Source organism: Bacillus sp. AFS053548 (assembly GCF_002575105.1).
GTDB lineage: Bacteria > Bacillota > Bacilli > Bacillales > Bacillaceae_G > Gottfriedia.
Genome location: NZ_NUHI01000026.1, coordinates 1 through 17,535 on the forward strand (window position 1 = coordinate 1; position 17,535 = coordinate 17,535).

The window sequence follows — 17,535 nt, forward strand, 5'->3', positions numbered from 1 at the left end:
TGCTGGGCACACATAAAAAAATCGACTTTTATGTCGATCTTGTTTTTCAAGTAAAGTATGCGTTAGCCAACCATGAATCTATGATTCACAACATTGAATGAAAGTTACAATCGTTCTTTCATGGTAGTTTAAATTTCTTATTCGGTTTTCATTAAATGGATAAAAGTATCAAATTAATTTGCATAATTATGGTTCTCGTGAGTATGGCTTCTGTAAATTGGTGGACTTCCATTGGCCGCTTGTCAAGATTTGCACCTTTACCTCAACATCTAAGGATGACGGCGAAAGTGAGATAGCTCCGTTTTTTTCAAATTTTTTCCAGTCTTTTAAATTATTTCGATAAAGTATTTGTGAAAGCTGATAAACATCAATTCCGTTATTCATCCCATTTTTATAGGTTTCCTCAACTTCCTCTTTCAATGTTTTTTCAGCTATTTGTTTTACGGTTTTCATAGGCAAATATTTTACAATCTGAAAAATATCTCCTTTTATGCGAATCTTCATTCGAAAATGCGGTTTGTTGTTCTTTATGTAGGCTACTGTTTTGATTTTTGGTTTTTTAAATACGATTTCTGTAACGGGCTCCCCATCTTTTTTTAATAGGATCGGTGCTCGGGTGAAAGTCTTGCCCGTCCATTTTAAACCTGATAAGTCTTTCTCAGACAAATACCCTTTGTAGCGCTTTGAAGCTACAAAAGCCGACCCGCTATATTTTAATAAAGGGAAATCATTTTTGTCTGATTTCCATTTTTTTGAAATCGATAAGAATGGGATTTGTGTGGTCATCGCAGGCTCATAAAAATAAGCGCGAAATTTATAAAATATCAAAGGACTAAAAAGAGAATAGTTTTTTGTCATTTCATTTGGGATATCCCTAACCGTATAAAGGGGTGAGAGATTTAAGATGGTTCCAGTTGCCAAAACATCCTCGATTGGTTCCTTCGTTCCAAATACCCACATCGTATTCCTAAACTGAAAGAAACGAGCAAAAAATTCATCAATTTGTCGCATATCTCCATTTTTTAATACATTCTCAGAGAATACGACTGTATTTATGTGCTCCCAAGATACCCTTTGTTGAGTCGTTTTATAAAAATCGAACGCTGAATGGTCTAAAATCTCCCCTGTTCCTTTTCCAATAAAAATTGGCTGAGGTGTCCGCATAGTAGTTTCTTGTTTTGCAAAAGTGGAAAAATTGATAAATTGAGGATAGAGCACGTATTGATTATTTTTAAAGTCAACTCCTAAGGAATTCATGTACCATACATGCTCTACTTCTCTTGTGTCCCAACAGCCGGTTAACAGAAAAATAGATGGAAATAGTATAAGAAGTTTTTTTTGAAAAAATTTTTTCCTCATCTTTTTTCCTCACTCTTTTTTTTCGTGCTATCGTTCGTATGAATCTCTTTCGGTCTCCTTATCATATTTTTAAAATGAATTCGGATTGTTGCCGGAATCAAACTAGTTGGTACAAATGGGGAGTAGGGGGCCATAAATGGAACCCCGAAAGAGCGTAAATTCACAAGATGAACACAAATAATAAAAACAGAAAATATAAGCCCAGTTATTCCGAGTAAGCTTGATAGTAGATAGACAAAATATCGAAGAATACTTAATGTTCCTGAAAGCGACTGGTTAATCAAAGTAAATGTCGAAACCACAGAAATAGCCATCATTACGACAATACCCGGAGAAGCCAATCCTGCGCTGATGGCAGCTTGCCCAATAATTAACCCACCTACTACGGATAACGTTTGACCTACAGTAGTAGGAATTCTAAGACCTGCCTCTCTTAGTAACTCAAATAAAAAAATCATCAAGAATCCCTCTAATGTAGTAGGGAATGGAACTCCCTCTCTTGACAAAGCCAGTGTTGCCAACAATGTGTAGGGTATTTGATCCGGATGATAAGCGACTAAAGCAATCCAAAATCCCGGTAGAAAAACAGCTATAATTAAGCTAAAAATCCTCAGTACTCTTCCCAAGCTTGCGGAAGGGGCTGACGAATGCTGGTCCTCAGCATTATTCACGAAAAACACTAGAGTAACAGGTCCAATCGATGCAGTCGGTGAGCCTTCCACTAATAAAACGAAACGTCCATAAAGTAGGCAATTTACAGCATAATCGGGTCGTCCCGTATATTCTAATAAAGGGAAGAGACTAAAAGGCCGTTCTGTAATAAGTTCTTCAATCTGATCAGATGAAACAATGCCATCGACTTTAATATTATTTAATTTGGATCGTACTTCTTCTAAAACATCTTGTGAAATAACATCTTTCAAATAAAGAACAGCAACCCTGGTTTTACTTCTAGTTCCAATAACAAATTCTTCATAACTAAGGGAGCATGTTTTCAATCTTTTTCGTATTAATCCAATATTGGTTTGAATCTCTTCTACAAACCCGTCCCTTCCCCCTCTTAGAGTCACTTCCGTACTAGGTGATTCTACTGATCTTGCTGGTAGCATCGCTAGTTTGATGGAAAAAACCAGCCTGGATGCAGTGAGGAAAAAGAGAACTTCTCCTTCAAAAATTTTTTGGGCGAGATCTTCCTGTGAAAAGTCTGATTTAACGAAAGTGATAGGGAAATCAAGTTTTGACTCCAAATCCTTTGCATCACCGGTAAATCCATTTTCCAATACTTCATGAAGATGAGGCATTATTGTTTTTCTTAATTCTTTTATGTCAATGAGACTTTGACAATATAAAGATAAAATCGAAAAATAACGTTTGCCACTGTCGATTTGTTGTTTTTGGAAAATGACATCGTACGATCCTTCAAACCAGCCCCTTAAAATTTCTTCATCCCACTTGACCTTCATCTGATCTTGATCAGGTTGATTATTACGCTTCATTGGTGTTACCTCCATTCTCTTTATTCACAAACATAGAGAGGATGGCTAAAAGTACAAAAATCAAGAGTATAAATACAAGAGTACCCGGTAAAAATTGAAGGGATAAAAACAAATAAAAAGAAGTATCATTAATGGACAAAATGGATATCAAAGTGACCCACCCTAGGAAAAAAAGTTTTACTCCACTATTTACCTTCTTATTTGTAACATTAAGAATATCTGAGACTAAAAAAGTAAGAAGAGACAAACGGATGAAAGCTCCAACAAACCATTGATAAACTGATAAAAAGTCGAGATGTTCAATATAACGACCAATTGATACCAGCCTCCATTCTTCAAAGGCAGGGTATCGCTGTTTAGCAGCCACGAATGGACCAAACTCTGTGATGGCCCCGATCGTTGGTCCAAGGGTAAGGATTACAAAAGTGATTCCAATCCAAATCAAAGTAGTATACTTTATTTTTTCATTTAAGTGATGATGAAAAAATAGGATAAAAGCAACCTCTACAAATCCTGATATTGGATATATCATCCCTTTTATAACTGGAGTAGTACCGTATTCTATATATGGTTTTAATAAAGAGTAGTCTTTATGCGGAAAATTCGCAGTCATGACAAAAAAACCTAAAAGAATGACAATTGGGAGAAGGATACCCGCGGTTAAGCCTATGGATTGAATTCCGTGCTTTGCATTGTAAAAACAGATAATAGAAAAAGTAGCACCTAATAATACTCTAGGTGTCATCGGGAGATAAAACGATAAAAAGGTTAACGTTTCCTTTAATAGGACGACACCCGAGGAAAATAGGTATAGGATGATCAAAGCCATTAATGGATATGTAATATATCTCCCGAAATTCCCCTTAAGCCATAGAAATAACTGTACTCCGTTCATACGTTTCTGGATAAAGTAGAGAATCGGTATCAAGAATAGTAAAGAAATGCTTGAGAACAAAATGGTAATCCAAGAATCACGGCCCGAAACGTCCAAAACCATAGGAATGATAATCACATGGTTAATAAGTCCAGTACTACCAATTAGGATAAATGACATTTGAAGCAAGTTGATAGTTTGGTTTTTCATGTACATTCCTCCAGAAAGCAAATTCGTTACCAAGATAGTATATCCTTCTGGAATATTTTTATTATTTTTGAAGTCACCCTCCTACGTAATTATCTATATCAAAATCTACTTAATTAGTATGTGGTTCTTTCATTTATCATTAATACACCTCAGAAACTATCCTGCCAGTTTATTCAATAAAAAACGAGCCAATTTTATGACTCGTGATCTTTAACTTTCGCAGCATGCTTAAGTTGCAATAGCATAAACAAATAATTTTTTATAAGTAACCATGAAATTTCATCAGTAATTTATCTCTCATAGGTTGTAATCTTTTGAATTTTTTATTATAAGATTGTCTATCCATCAATTCTTCTACCAATTTAATAGCATCTTCTTTTCTATTAGCTTTTACATAACTTGCAATTATTTCTATATATTGTTTATCGTAAGGAATTTTCTCATGCTTAATTAGATCACATGCCTTATCAAAGCAGGTAGTAGCATTTATAATTTTGTTTGCTTAGGAGAATTAAAGTATTATTGGTACCAACTTTCTTTTTCAACTTACCACAAACGTTCATAATCAAACTCATTATTTTTAAACTTCAAAAGATAAATATCAGGATTGCTTAAACTTTTCCAATTCTCAAAACCAAATTCTTTGTTAAACTGTTTTATAATTAAAGACATCAAATTCCCATGGGTTACAACGATTGTAATTTGATTTTCACTTTTGATGATTTCATCTATTACGCTTATTGCACGATTAGTGGCTTCTTGACTTGATTCACCGCCATCGAATTTCAATTCCAAATCTTCAAAAGTTGCTTTTAATTTTTCAAGCCAGTCAGGTAAATCAATCGAGCTTAGTTTACGTTCAGACAGTCGCTCATCGGGAACAATAGCTATTTTCTTTTCATTACTTGTCGGTTCAATCGATTGAATTGCACGTAAAAATGGGCTTGAAACAATTTGATCAATTTTAATCTTTGAGAAAAAATCACTCAATTGCTTAGCCTGTATTAAACCTCGCTTCGTTAAATTTGCTTCAAATGGCTGTCCTTCTGCTTCACAGTGTCTAATTAAATAAATCTCTTTATCCATTTCATCTGCTCCTACTTTTCATTAATTGATTGAATTTTTACTAATTTCCTCTCTTTTTTCTTATATTATCATTAACCTTCCTAATTTTGATATTTGAATTCTATTTCAATAATGAACAGTTTTTATTAATTGATGACAATCTGAATTGAATGTATTATTTTAATTACAACAATCCTTCGGGAAAGTAATTACATTTATCAAAAGTTTGAGGTTATTTAAATTAAAGAATTTTTGATTATAAGGAATATCATTTTCATGGCAAATAGGGGAGTTTTTAAGAAATGAAAGAGTATTTTACAATTGGTGAAGTATCAAAATTATTCCAAGTCAAAATTGCGACTCTTAGGTATTATGATCAGATTGGTCTCTTACGTCCGGAATTTATCGATAAAAAGACCAACTATAGATATTATTCAACACAGCAGTTTGAAAGGTTGAATTCAATCAAATATTTGAGGGCTTTAGATTTACCAATAAACGAAATTATAGATTTTTTTAATTATCGAGAAATTGATGGTCTCGTTGAAATGTTAAAAAAACAAAAAGATGAAGTTGCTCAAAAAAAGAAAGAATTGGAGATTATTGAAACTAAAATATCACGTCGTCTATTGCAAATTGAAGATGCTGTTAATACACCTTTAGATAAAATATCCGAAATAAGACTTCCCGAAATGCATGTAGCATATTTACGCCATGATTACGTTATAGGCGATGATATTGAATTACCTATTACAGAATTAAGGAACAGTTTTGGAATTAATGAGGAAATTTTTTTAGGGAAAATCGGAATCTCGATCTCAGCTACTAATCTGAAAAATAATGTTTTTGATAAATATTCTAGTATTTTCATGATACTTGAAGATGGTGATCAGATACCTCCAACCTCCATTCTTATTCCATCAAGAGACTATTTGAGAGTTCGATTTAAAGGTACACACATTGATGCTGTTGGTTATTATAAGAAATTGTTGACCTATTTGAAAAAACACAATTATGAGCTGTTAGACGATTCGTTTGAAATTACACTTATTGATTATGGCTTTACCAACGATGAAGAAAAGCATGTCACGGAAATTTTATTACCTTACGAGTAAACTTAATGATAAAAACACACTTGACTCTCTAGTTACTAGAGGGTTTATTTTTTATTAATATACTATTAATAAAAGGAGAAATTGAATTATGTATGGCACGATTTTTAACACATTGATGATTATAGTCGGGAGCTTGATTGGAAGCATCTTTAAAAAAGGGATAAAAGAAGAATATCATGAAATCCTTATGCAGGCGATGGGATTAGTAGCTTTAGGATTAGGGATAAACTCACTAGTACAACATTTGCCTTCCAGCAAATATCCAGTGCTTTTTATTGTAAGTTTAGCCATAGGTGGATTAATCGGGCAAAAGCTCAGGTTGGAATCAAGATTTAATAGTTTAGTTAATAAATATTCTAAAGGTAATTTGGCTGAAGGATTATCAACCGCTATTTTATTATTTTGTATTGGAACACTATCGATTTTAGGACCAGTAGAAGCAGCCTTAAAGGGGGATTATACGTACCTCCTTGCAAATGGTACGTTGGATGGCATTACTTCGATTGTTTTAGCATCCACTTTTGGGATCGGAATTATTTTTGCTGGCATCGCTTTATTTACATGGCAGGGATCCATCTATTTAATTGCAATACTAATGAAGAATTCCTTAAACAATGATCTTCTTAATGAAGTGACGATTGTAGGTGGTATATTAATTATAGCGTCAGGTCTAAGTATATTGGGGATTAAGAAGTGTAATACTTTAAATCTTCTACCATCATTACTGATTCCTCCTATTGTATTTTTATTTATGCATTTATTCCATTTATAATGTTTGGGAAATTAGTTAAGGAGATTAGGGAACCTCACAAAATGAAGGTTCCCCTAATCACTATATAAAAATCAACATTTAAATTAAACAGAGCAAATAATAAAATTATTATGAAAGTATCCCGAAACAAAAAAATTGGAGTTAATTTAAACTCCAATTACTCTTTATGTATTTATCTGTCTATAAATAAGTTTATTATCAAAAACTGAAGTTAATATCTTATTTATCCAGCTTTTTAATTATCCAACCGCAAATGATAATAAATGCAACACAGCCAATTCCTACAAGTACCATTAACATTCAATCATTCTCCACATTTAACAATCCCAGTCTAAATAATTCTATAAAAGTGCTTCATTCGCTCAAAATAAATTCACATTGTATATAATAACTTTACCAGTCTCAGCCTCCTAAACAGGCTTAATACCATCTTTGTTCTTAAGAAGGAACAAACTGAAGGTGTAAACCGTTATATTATTTAAATCCTTTTTTTCCGTAAAATAATAATTAGACATATTCATAAAGCCTAAAATCTTATGTAAAATAATTATATCAATTGAGATTATTTTTGTAATGAATAATTATCTGTTTATTCAAACTTTTTATTAAATCGACAATTTTTTAGTTTTTATTTTATTTTATTCTTTTTGCAAGCGGATGATCGTCACTGAATTGTATTAAGTCCCATAAATTTCCGTATAAATCCTTAAATACCGCAACTGTACCATAATCTTCTACTTTCGGTACTCTTACAAACTCAATTCCTTTTGATATCATCTCGTCATAATCTCTCCAGAAATCATCCGTTCCTAAAAATAGAAAAACTCGACCACCAGCTTGATTGCCAATGAATGGCTCTTGCTCTTGTTTCGATGCCTTTACAAGTAGAATAGTCGTTCCAGAAGAACCAGGTGGACTTACAACTACCCATCTCTTATCTTGTTCAGGCTGATATGTATCTTCAATTAAATTAAAATGAAGTTTCTTCGTATAAAACTCAATAGCTTCATCATAATCTTTTACGACTAATGCAATATGAACGATTGACTGGATCATTTTCTTCTTCTCCTAACATGTTTTCTATTAAAAGTACTACTAGTTGAACTATATTTCAATCTAATAATATACCTTCTTCAACTAATCATCTATTTAGCATAATAAAAAGACTGCCGAAACAGCCTTCGCATTATTCATTTAATTTAGAAGCAAAAATTGGTATGATTATGATTGTAATAAATATTAATGCCAAAACGATTAATGAATTTTTCCATCTAAAATCATTTTCTCCATCATTTTTATGTTGATTTATGAATCCATCAAATATTTTCGATGAAACAAATTTTCCTGGATCTAGTATTTCTCCTGTTTTTTCATCCAGTAAATACGTATCATAATTCGCTGTTTTAAAGAAACGATCTCTTACAGTATCGTATTTTGCAGCAATAGCCACTACATTTTCGTTTGTGTTTTTCTCCTTATTTGTTAAACTAAATTCTTTTTGTTCGACAATCACCGTTGATTTCTTAACATAATAATTAACTTCCTTACGATTATTCTTATCTATTTGATCAAAATAGCGCGATGTTGCATTTGAGGTTGAGACATTAGATAAAAACAACAAAAAGAAACAGAAGATGCAAAATGCAACTCTTTTCATTTATATCCCCCCACTTCTATTCAAATCTACTAAATTATATTCACTAGATTTTTAAATAGTCCTAGAGAGTATTTCTCATCTGCCACTTTAATCTGGAGTAGTTAATTTTTAGCTAAGGTATCCCTTTTATTTTCCCTCTATTTTAAGTTTCTTCTATAAAATTTAAAAATCTATGGTTCCACATTTTTTCATAAAAATCAATTGTCTCTTTTGCAGACATAAATGGATTATTTAATGTAGAGGTTGCTCCGTTTACCATGAAGTTTTCGTAACCTAATCCATGTGCAAATTTAATTGTAGCATCCATACAATATTCAGTTTGGGCGCCGCAAAATTCTATTCTATGTACTGCTAATTGATCTAAAAGATTTTTTAAGTTTGTTTTGAAAAAAGAATTTGCATGTATTTTATTTATGAAAAAATCTTGTTCTCGAACATCTAGATTAACATTAATAGCCCAAAGTTCTTCTCCAGGTACTAATTCTTCATCACAATGTTGAATAAAAATAATTGGTTTACTTAATTCTCTGTATAATGAAATTCTTTTATTTACTTTACTGATTAAATTTTGTAATTCAAATAAATGCTCACCGCTGTAACATACACCATTTTGCAAATCGATAACAATTAAAACATCTGCACAAGTAACCATGGTTTTCACCTCATTTATATTTGTATTGTATTCAAATTTCATTTTATATACTTTTAATAACTTTCGCAGGGTTACCAGCCACTATAGTATTAGAAGGAACATCTTTCGTAACTACAGAACCTGCAGCTACAATTGAGTTATCTCCAATTGTAATGCCTGGTAAAATAGTACAACTACCTCCAATCCACACATCGTCTCCAATATGGATTGGAATCGCGTATCCGCTCTTATTTCGATTCTTTGGTTCAATCGAATGCCCAGCCGTATAGATCCCTACATTCGGACCAATCATACAGTTATTTCCTATTTTCACTTCTGCCATATCTAAGATTGTACAATTATAACCTGCATAAAAATGATCACCTACATGTATGTTAAAACCTAAATCACAATGAAAATTATGCTCAATACTTGGATTTACGCCTATTGAGCCAAACAGCTCTTTCAATATTTCTTCTTTTCTTTCGAACGATTCCACATTTATATTATTAAACTCTTGAACAAGTTTATGGGCACGTATATTTTTCATTTTTAATTCTTCTGTACCACGCTGATAATAAATTTTCTCTTTGGCTTCCATTTTAAGACTCCTTACTCATATGTAGTTTTTTCTATAAATCACTTCAATCTAAAATCTGCTAAACCTTCTTTCTCAACCAAATTCAATCAATCCAACAATTTGTTTTATCGCGATTTACATACTCTTTTTAAATTGGTAAAATCTTATTTCCTTCCACTCAAAATCACCGCATTTTCTAATACTTTTTTGTTCAATAAGCAGTTTATAGATACGAATACAGGTTTTATATTTAGCTTTTAATTTCAAGATATCTCAACCTTTTAGTTTTTATTTAAATTATACCTCTTCAAAAAAGTCTCGTTAATTCCAAATTCCAAAATAATTATCAAAGCTTTAGTGTAATAAAACAAACCTCTAATGCTATCCAATGCAATAGAGGTTTGTTTTATTAAGTATTAAATTGTAACTAATTCTTTTTCTTTGTTTCCGATTTTTGTAATGATATCACGGGCGATCCATACGCCACATGCGCTTGCTTGAGCTAAACCACGAGTAACTCCTGCTCCATCTCCACCTAGATATAATCCAGAGATTTCACTTTCAAAGCGTTCATTTAGCTTTGGTCGAGCCGAATAGAATTTTGCTTCTACCCCGTAGAAAAGTGTATGTTCTGCAGCGATACCTGGAGTTACATGGTTTAAAGCTTCTACCATTTCAATTAAACTTTTCATTGTGTTATATGGTAAAACTAATCCTAAGTCACCTGGTACTGCTTCTTTTAAAGTTGGTTCTAAAAAGCCTTCTTTAATACGTTTTTCAGTTGAACGGCGACCTTTTAAAATATCTCCGTATTTTTGTACGATTACTCCACCGTGTGAAAGCATGTTTGCAAGGCGTGAAACCTCGTGCGCATATTCATTTGGTTTATCAAATGGTTCTGCGAATTGATGCGATACTAATAAGGCAAAGTTTGTGTTTGGACTTCCTAATTTAGGGTCTTTATAAGCATGACCATTAGCAGTCATAATTCCTGAATGATTTTCAACTACTACGTGTCCAGACGGATTACTACAGAATGTTCTGACTTTTGTACCCACGCTAGTATTAAATACAAATTTTCCTTCGTATAAGTGCTTGTTAATCTCTTCCATTACTACGTTTGAAGTCTCAACACGAACACCAATATCAACTTGATTCGTTGACATTTTTAAACGACGTTTTTTCATAACATCAGTTAACCATTTTGAGCCATCACGACCAGGTACAATTACAACTTTCTCAGCATGTAATTCTTCACCTTTTTTTAATTTAATTCCCTTTATAATATGAGTACCTTCAACCTTTTCAGTAATTAAGTCCTCTACTTCAGTTTTATACTTCATATCGATTTTCGTTTTTAAATACTCATAAATGCTTTTTAGAATTTCTAAGTTTTGTTCCGTTCCTAAATGACGAACTTGTGCACGTAATAATTTAAGTCCAGCTGCGTAACCACGACGTTCAATATCTCTAACTTCTTCTGTTAAAGGATCCGTAATCGATTCAGTCGCGCCATGTTCTAAATTAATTTCATCTACGTATTTGATTAATTCTACTACTTGTGAATCAGATAAGTAATCTGTCATCCATCCACCAAATTCGCTTGTAATATTAAATTTCCCATCCGAATATGCTCCAGCACCACCAAAACCATTTGTAATTGAACAAGCTGGTAAACACCCCGAAAATTCTTTTTTACCTGCAGCAGGCGGACATTTTTCAATTTTCTTTTGTAAAATCGGGCAATGTCTTGCGAATATATCATGTCCTTTATCAACAAGTAGTACCTTAGCATTAGGCATTTTTAAAGTTAATTCATAACAAGTAAAGATTCCAGCAGGTCCTGCTCCAACAACGATTACATCATACATCTATATATACCTCCAAATAAGGTTTAAATTATTTCATTTGATCAACCTAAAATAGAATACCATCAATCAGAATGCGTTTCAAGTAAAAACACGAACATTTTTTGTGTTTTTTTCAAAAAACATTCGTTTATAAACAAAGTGAAACCTTTTCATTAGAAATAACCATCTATCAATTAGCATTTTTTATCCAATATTAGACAATTCAAACTTGAATATTAATTAATTGACATCAGACTATTTATAATTTAACAATTTTGTTGATTTCATCCTAAATTAACTAAAAGTTAATGATTGGAATACGAAAATATCCTATTAGATAGAATCACAATCACATCAAGTTGAATAGTTATATAAATAACAGATATTTTATATTGGAGATGGAAAAGATGCTAGAAGAAAATATCAAGGAAAAGGAAGGGAAAGACCAAAATCAGAAAACCCCTATAGAAGATGACGTTTTACAAGCAAGTCTTGAAAAACAAATTGTTGCTGCATCATGGGTAAAGGCAGTTGCACAATTATATGAAACGATTACATTATCAAAATTATATTCAATTGACAAAGATCCAATCTTTCAAGGGAAAAGAGATATTATATCAGGAATGTGGATTGGTACAGCTGGTCAATTATCTGTAGCTTTTTATGTTTCTAAGCAATTGTTCACTTCAGATAAGAAAAATTTACTTGAGTTACAAAGAAAAATCGTGCTCTCTGATTCAATTCAATTAGTTGGGAACGCATTGGCACTTATTGGTGCAGCTGAGGTAATTCAAGAGGAAATTGGCGATGGGGAAATATTCCTTTCATAGTCATATAAATATAAAATCATTTTTTCTACTTAAAAATTCACATTTAATGTACGCTTCTTCAAAATGCAAAATAAATAAATATAAAATAAATAAATCCCACAGAAATTCCATTGTGGGATTTTAGTTTATAATTTTTTCGTGTTTCTAGGATAGATTCTCCAATTTAATTAATTGTTTTCCCTATTCCCTGCACTTCTTGTTTTTCTCCTACTCCTGCATTTAATGCTTTTTGGAAGCTTGCAATCAAGTCTTCAATATCTTCTAGACCAACGGACACTCTTATTAATGTATCTTTAACGCCTAATCTTTCACGAACATCGAGCGGTATTGCAGCATGAGACATCTTTACAGGATAGGAAACAATTGTTTCAACTCCACCTAGTGAAACTGCAACAGCAACGTTTTCGACTGATTGTAGGAAACTTGTTGTTTGTTCAATCGTTTTTAGTGTAAATGAAAGGACTGCTCCTCCTCCAGTAGCTTGCTCAAAATGAACATCATGACCAGGATGATCTTTTAGTCCAGGATAATATACATCCTCAACTTCTTCTTGTTCTAAAAGCCAGTTTGCTAATTTTGATGCAGTTTGTTCAAATGCATCCATACGAACTTTTAAGGTCTTTAATCCTCTTAATGTTAGCCAACAGTCTTGTGGACCTAAAATAGCACCGAATGAATTTTGGATCGTGTATAAATCATTTGCAAGTTCTTCCGAATTTACGACCGCTAACCCTCCGATTACATCGCTATGACCGGCAATAAATTTTGTTGCACTATGAACGACAATATCAGCTCCTAAATCTAATGGTCTTTGTAAATAAGGTGATAAAAAACTATTATCTACAATGACAAGTATGTCATTTTCTTTTGCAATTTTTATTGCACTACTTAAATCAGTAATTTTCAAAAGAGGGTTTGACGGTGTTTCTAAATAAAGTCCTTTTGTATTAGGCTTTATTCCGGCTTTAATCTCTTGTAAATTCGAAGCGTCAACAAAAGTAAAATCGATTCCGAAACGATTTAATACTTTTGTCGCTATTCTAAATGTTCCTCCATACACATCTTCACAAATGACTATATGATCTCCAGCTGAGAACAAAGACAATACTGATGAAATTGCAGCCATCCCAGATGAAAACGCAAAACCACGCACACCATTTTCTAATTTTGCAATTGTATTTTCTAATGCTTCTCTTGTTGGGTTTCCACTTCTTGCATAATCGTACTTACCAAAATTCTCTATATCAAATTGATGAAATGTTGAAGTTTGATAAATCGGAATACTTAATGCGCCTGTTGCCTGATCTATTTCATTTCCGTTATGAATTAATTTCGTTCCAAATTGCATTCTCATCACCCCAATGCATTTTCTAAGTCATTTAATAAATCATCAATATGTTCAATACCAACAGATAATCGAAGTGTATGGTCATCTAGACCAAGCTTTCTTTTAAATTCCTCTGGCATTTCTGAATGAGTTTGCGTATGTGGATACGTAATTAATGATTCAACTCCACCTAAACTTTCTGCGAATGTAATGACTTTTACGGTTCCTAGAACCTGTTCAACCAAACTTAAATCTTTCACTTTAAATGAAATCATTGCACCAAATCCAGTTGCTTGTTCTTTAATAATTGAATACCCTTTATGCGATGGTAACCCTACATAATACACTTCAGTAACATTTGGATGATTTTCTAAAAATTTCGCAAGTACAATCGCATTTTTTTGACTGTATTCCATACGTAAATGTAATGTTTTAATTCCTCTTAGGATTAACCAAGAGTCAAATGGAGCTAATGTTGCACCTGTTGATTTTTGATAATAACGAATTCGTTCATTCGTATATTCTGAATTTGTCACGACAAAACCAGCAAGTGTATCATTATGGCCACCTAAATACTTTGTTCCACTATGAACAACAACATCTGCCCCTAATTCAATTGGTCTAAAGAAATAAGGTGTTAAAAATGTATTATCAACGATCACAATAATATCTCGTTCTTTTGCAATCTCTACTACTCTTTTTAAATCTGTTACTTTCATCATTGGATTTGATGGTGTTTCAATAAAAATTCCTTTTGTGTTCGGTTTAAGTGCATCAAGAATATTTTCAATTTCAGTCGTATCAACAAAATTATGCTCTAGTCCATATGGCGAATAAATTTCTTCGAATAAACGATATGTACCACCATATAAATCATCTGAAACAATTAGGTGGTCACCTTTTTTAAATAAGCTTAATACTGCAGTAACGGCTGCATTACCTGTTGAAAATGCAACACCATAATTTGCACTTTCTAATTTAGCCACAGTATTTTCGACTTCTTCTCGAGTTGGATTTTGTAATCTTGCATAATCATATCCAGTCGATTGATGAAGTCCTGCATGCTTAAATGTAGCAGATTGATAAATTGGATAACTAATCGCACCAGTTAATGGATCATAACCTTTGCTTCCATGTACAGCTACTGTTTCAATCGATTTTTTATTCGTGTTTAAAGCCTCTTTTGTGTTAGTCATTATAAATCCCCCATTTTAGTCAATTAAAAAACCACTTCTTAAAAAATAAGAAGTGGTTATGTCCGCAAAATATACATATCGCTCTTATCTTCCAGGTTTTTCACCTGCAGGATTTAGCACTTTCTAGTTTTCACTAGAGTTGCCGGGTTTCGTCGGGCCAGTCCCTCCACCGCTCTTGATAAGATTATTAAATTATATTCATAAGTATATTAAAAACTCTGATAATTATCAATCATTTTTTTTCGTTATTTCATTATTGGCTTTTCATTTCCATTCAACAGGTAATAAACTTTGATAAAGTGTGCTCTTATATCGATCATCAATTAGTAATAAAGTCCCTTCATCTGATTCAGAGCGAATAACTCTTCCACCCGCTTGCATTACTTTATTCATACCCGGAAAGACATATGCATAATAATACCCATTTTTTCCAACCGAATTAAAATGCTCCTTTAAAATATTTCTTTCTAAACAAATCTGCGGCAATCCTACACCAACTACTACGACACCATTTAATCGATCACCCTTTAAATCGATCCCTTCAGAAAATATTCCACCTAACACAGCAAAGCCAACTAACGTTTCCTCATTTAAACTATCAAACATTAAAAGGAACTCTTCTCGTTCAATTTCAGACATACCATTTTCTTGAACGATTGTTTTTATGTTAGGGTATTTTTCTTTAAATAAATCAACACTTTGAATTAAATATTGATATGACGGATAAAAGACTAAATAATTACCTTTTCTTTTCGTAATTTCTTTATAAACCGAATCAATTAATCTTTCTAAATTTCTTTCACGATCTTGGTATCGAGTTGATAGAGGGTCAATTGTTATTTCCAGTTGCTCCCTATGAAAAGGAGAATCGATTGAAATTGTATAATCGCGACTTTGATCACCAAGCATATCTTGAAAATATTGTATTGGAGTTAAAGTAGCTGAGAAATAAATAATTGAGCGAAATCTTTTTATAACGTCATTTACTACTTTAGATGGATCAAGGCAAAATAATTTTAAATGAACTTCACTTTTATAAAGTTCATAATAGCATACATAATTTTCATCAAAAAACTCTGCGATTTTGACGAAGTTGAGTGACTCAAAATAAGTATCAAGAAGAAGTTGTTTATTTTCGTCCTCTTCCATTTCCTGTAATTTTATTTCGACGATTTCATTAAATGTATGTAGAAGTTCCAATAAATCCTCATCAATTTCCTTTGAAACTGGGGTTACAACGTCCTTCCATTTCTTTCTTAATTCAATAAATCGCTTATTTATTTCATTTATTATGGCATAAAGTTCATCTTTTAAATTTTTATATCTATTTTTCAACTCTAAAAATTTAGATTTGAATAGACTTGCAGAATACATTTCTCTTGCACGATCAACAAGATTATGAGCTTCATCAATTAATAAAACTGAACTTCGTTTATGTTCATCAAATAATCGTTTTAACGATACTCGTGGATCAAAAATATAATTTACATCACAAATAATAGCATCTGAAGAATTTAATAAATCTAATGAGTATTCAAAAGGACAGACTGTATGTTTCCGTGCATATTCTTCTATTTTCTCCCTAGTTAGCGCTTTTTCTGATGAAAGAATATCAAGAACAGCCTCATTTATCCGGTCATAATAACCATTGGCAAATTCACAATATTCTTTCTGACACATCGTCTTTTCTTTAAAACAGATTTTATCTTTTGCTGTAATCGTCGTACACTTCATACAAAGTCCTTGATCTGTCATGCGCTTAAACGCTTCTTCAGCAACAGTCCTAGTAATCGTCTTAGAAGTTAAGTAAAACATTCGATTTATACTATTCTCACCTATACTTTTAACAGTTGGAAAAATAGTAGAAACTGTTTTTCCTATTCCGGTTGGTGCAACTGCAAATAAATTATTACCTTCCTGAATCGTTTGATATACCGCACCAGCTAACTTTCTTTGACCTTTTCTGAAAGAAGGAAAAGGAAAATTTAATTCTTTTATTGTCTCATTCCTTAACTCAATATGATCGTATTTCCATTTTGCAAAAGGATAATAAATTTCTAGCATTTTGTATAAGTAATTTGTTAATTCATCCTTTGTAAACAAATGATCAAAGCTTATTTTTTGCTCAGTTAAAATATTAATATATGTAAGTCTAAGTGTAATCGTATCAAGCTGTAATTCTTCACAAATAAAATATCCATAAACTTTTGCTTGAGCCCAATGAACTGGATGTGAATTTTCATTTATTTCATTCAAATCTTTCATTGTTGATTTAATTTCTTCTATTATATATTGATCATCCTTAAGTAATAGTCCATCACAACGGCCTTCTATTTGAAACATCAATTGATCCAATGATATGGTGCCGGATATAGGTCGTTCTTTTACGTCCAGTTCACCATATTCTCTTTGGATTTTTTGGTGTGCCTTTGTTCCTTCAATTAATGAAACCGAACTTTTATATGTTACATTGATACTTCCCGCCGTATGAGCATACTCAACTAGCGTTCGAACTGAAACCTTTATACAATTCTCCAAGTGAGTACCCTCCTTTTTTACATTTTATCATAATT

The 17,535-nt window shown here is 32.3% G+C and carries 15 protein-coding genes and 1 riboswitch; of the genes, 3 read left to right on the forward strand and 12 right to left on the reverse strand.

Features of this window, described 5'->3' with window-relative positions; all coding sequences use genetic code 11:
- Positions 1-186: 186 nt before the first annotated feature.
- The 4 genes from gerXC to CN946_RS13530 form a co-directional block, all read right to left on the reverse strand.
- Positions 187-1,359, reverse strand: coding sequence for a spore germination protein GerXC (gerXC, locus tag CN946_RS13515; RefSeq protein WP_098861589.1), 1,173 nt, complete (start codon positions 1,357-1,359; stop codon positions 187-189).
- Positions 1,356-2,855: a spore germination protein GerXA gene (gene gerXA, locus CN946_RS13520; RefSeq protein WP_286133928.1), complete on the reverse strand. Its 1,500-nt coding sequence runs from the start codon at positions 2,853-2,855 to the stop codon at positions 1,356-1,358. The genes gerXC and gerXA overlap by 4 nt, the downstream gene beginning before the upstream one ends.
- Positions 2,845-3,939: a spore germination protein GerXB gene (gerXB, locus tag CN946_RS13525; RefSeq protein WP_098861591.1), complete on the reverse strand. Its 1,095-nt coding sequence runs from the start codon at positions 3,937-3,939 to the stop codon at positions 2,845-2,847. The genes gerXA and gerXB overlap by 11 nt, the downstream gene beginning before the upstream one ends.
- Positions 3,940-4,485: 546 nt before the next feature.
- Positions 4,486-5,025: a histidine phosphatase family protein gene (locus tag CN946_RS13530; protein WP_098861593.1), complete on the reverse strand. Its 540-nt coding sequence runs from the start codon at positions 5,023-5,025 to the stop codon at positions 4,486-4,488.
- Positions 5,026-5,306: 281 nt separating this feature from the next.
- Between CN946_RS13530 and CN946_RS13535 the strand changes: the two genes are divergently transcribed.
- Both CN946_RS13535 and CN946_RS13540 read left to right on the forward strand, forming a co-directional pair.
- A complete protein-coding gene (locus tag CN946_RS13535; protein WP_098861595.1) occupies positions 5,307-6,119 on the forward strand; it encodes a MerR family transcriptional regulator in 813 nt (270 codons plus the stop codon).
- A gap of 88 nt (positions 6,120-6,207) precedes the next feature.
- A complete protein-coding gene (locus tag CN946_RS13540; RefSeq protein WP_098861596.1) occupies positions 6,208-6,891 on the forward strand; it encodes a DUF554 domain-containing protein in 684 nt (227 codons plus the stop codon).
- A gap of 633 nt (positions 6,892-7,524) precedes the next feature.
- Here the strand turns inward: CN946_RS13540 and CN946_RS13545 are convergent.
- The 5 genes from CN946_RS13545 to CN946_RS13565 all read right to left on the reverse strand — a co-directional run bounded on the left by CN946_RS13545 (position 7,525) and on the right by CN946_RS13565 (position 11,630).
- Positions 7,525-7,947 (reverse strand): VOC family protein, encoded by a 423-nt coding sequence (locus tag CN946_RS13545; protein ID WP_098861598.1) that lies wholly within the window; start codon positions 7,945-7,947, stop codon positions 7,525-7,527.
- Between the two features lie 130 nt (positions 7,948-8,077).
- Positions 8,078-8,548 carry a hypothetical protein gene (locus tag CN946_RS13550; protein ID WP_098861599.1) on the reverse strand — a complete coding sequence of 157 codons (471 nt, stop codon included), beginning with the start codon at positions 8,546-8,548 and terminating at the stop codon, positions 8,078-8,080.
- A 142-nt stretch (positions 8,549-8,690) separates the two neighbouring features.
- Entirely contained in the window at positions 8,691-9,200 is a 510-nt protein-coding gene (locus tag CN946_RS13555; RefSeq protein WP_098861601.1) for a cysteine hydrolase family protein, read from the reverse strand.
- Positions 9,201-9,243: 43 nt separating this feature from the next.
- Positions 9,244-9,780, reverse strand: coding sequence for a sugar O-acetyltransferase (locus CN946_RS13560; RefSeq protein ID WP_098861605.1), 537 nt, complete (start codon positions 9,778-9,780; stop codon positions 9,244-9,246).
- Positions 9,781-10,175: 395 nt separating this feature from the next.
- Positions 10,176-11,630 (reverse strand): NAD(P)/FAD-dependent oxidoreductase, encoded by a 1,455-nt coding sequence (locus CN946_RS13565; RefSeq protein WP_098861608.1) that lies wholly within the window; start codon positions 11,628-11,630, stop codon positions 10,176-10,178.
- 386 nt (positions 11,631-12,016) lie between these two features.
- Between CN946_RS13565 and CN946_RS13570 the strand changes: the two genes are divergently transcribed.
- Positions 12,017-12,439: a hypothetical protein gene (locus tag CN946_RS13570; RefSeq protein WP_098861609.1), complete on the forward strand. Its 423-nt coding sequence runs from the start codon at positions 12,017-12,019 to the stop codon at positions 12,437-12,439.
- 163 nt (positions 12,440-12,602) lie between these two features.
- Here the strand turns inward: CN946_RS13570 and CN946_RS13575 are convergent, their stop codons facing one another.
- The 3 genes from CN946_RS13575 to CN946_RS13585 form a co-directional block, all read right to left on the reverse strand.
- Positions 12,603-13,787 carry a trans-sulfuration enzyme family protein gene (locus CN946_RS13575; RefSeq protein WP_098861611.1) on the reverse strand — a complete coding sequence of 395 codons (1,185 nt, stop codon included), beginning with the start codon at positions 13,785-13,787 and terminating at the stop codon, positions 12,603-12,605.
- 5 nt (positions 13,788-13,792) lie between these two features.
- Positions 13,793-14,962, reverse strand: coding sequence for a trans-sulfuration enzyme family protein (locus CN946_RS13580; RefSeq protein WP_098861613.1), 1,170 nt, complete (start codon positions 14,960-14,962; stop codon positions 13,793-13,795).
- An 81-nt stretch (positions 14,963-15,043) separates the two neighbouring features.
- A riboswitch (SAM riboswitch) is annotated at positions 15,044-15,147 on the reverse strand.
- A gap of 79 nt (positions 15,148-15,226) precedes the next feature.
- On the reverse strand, positions 15,227-17,500 hold the full coding sequence (locus CN946_RS13585; RefSeq protein ID WP_098861615.1) for an ATP-dependent DNA helicase: 2,274 nt from the start codon (positions 17,498-17,500) through the stop codon (positions 15,227-15,229).
- Positions 17,501-17,535 lie beyond the last annotated feature (35 nt).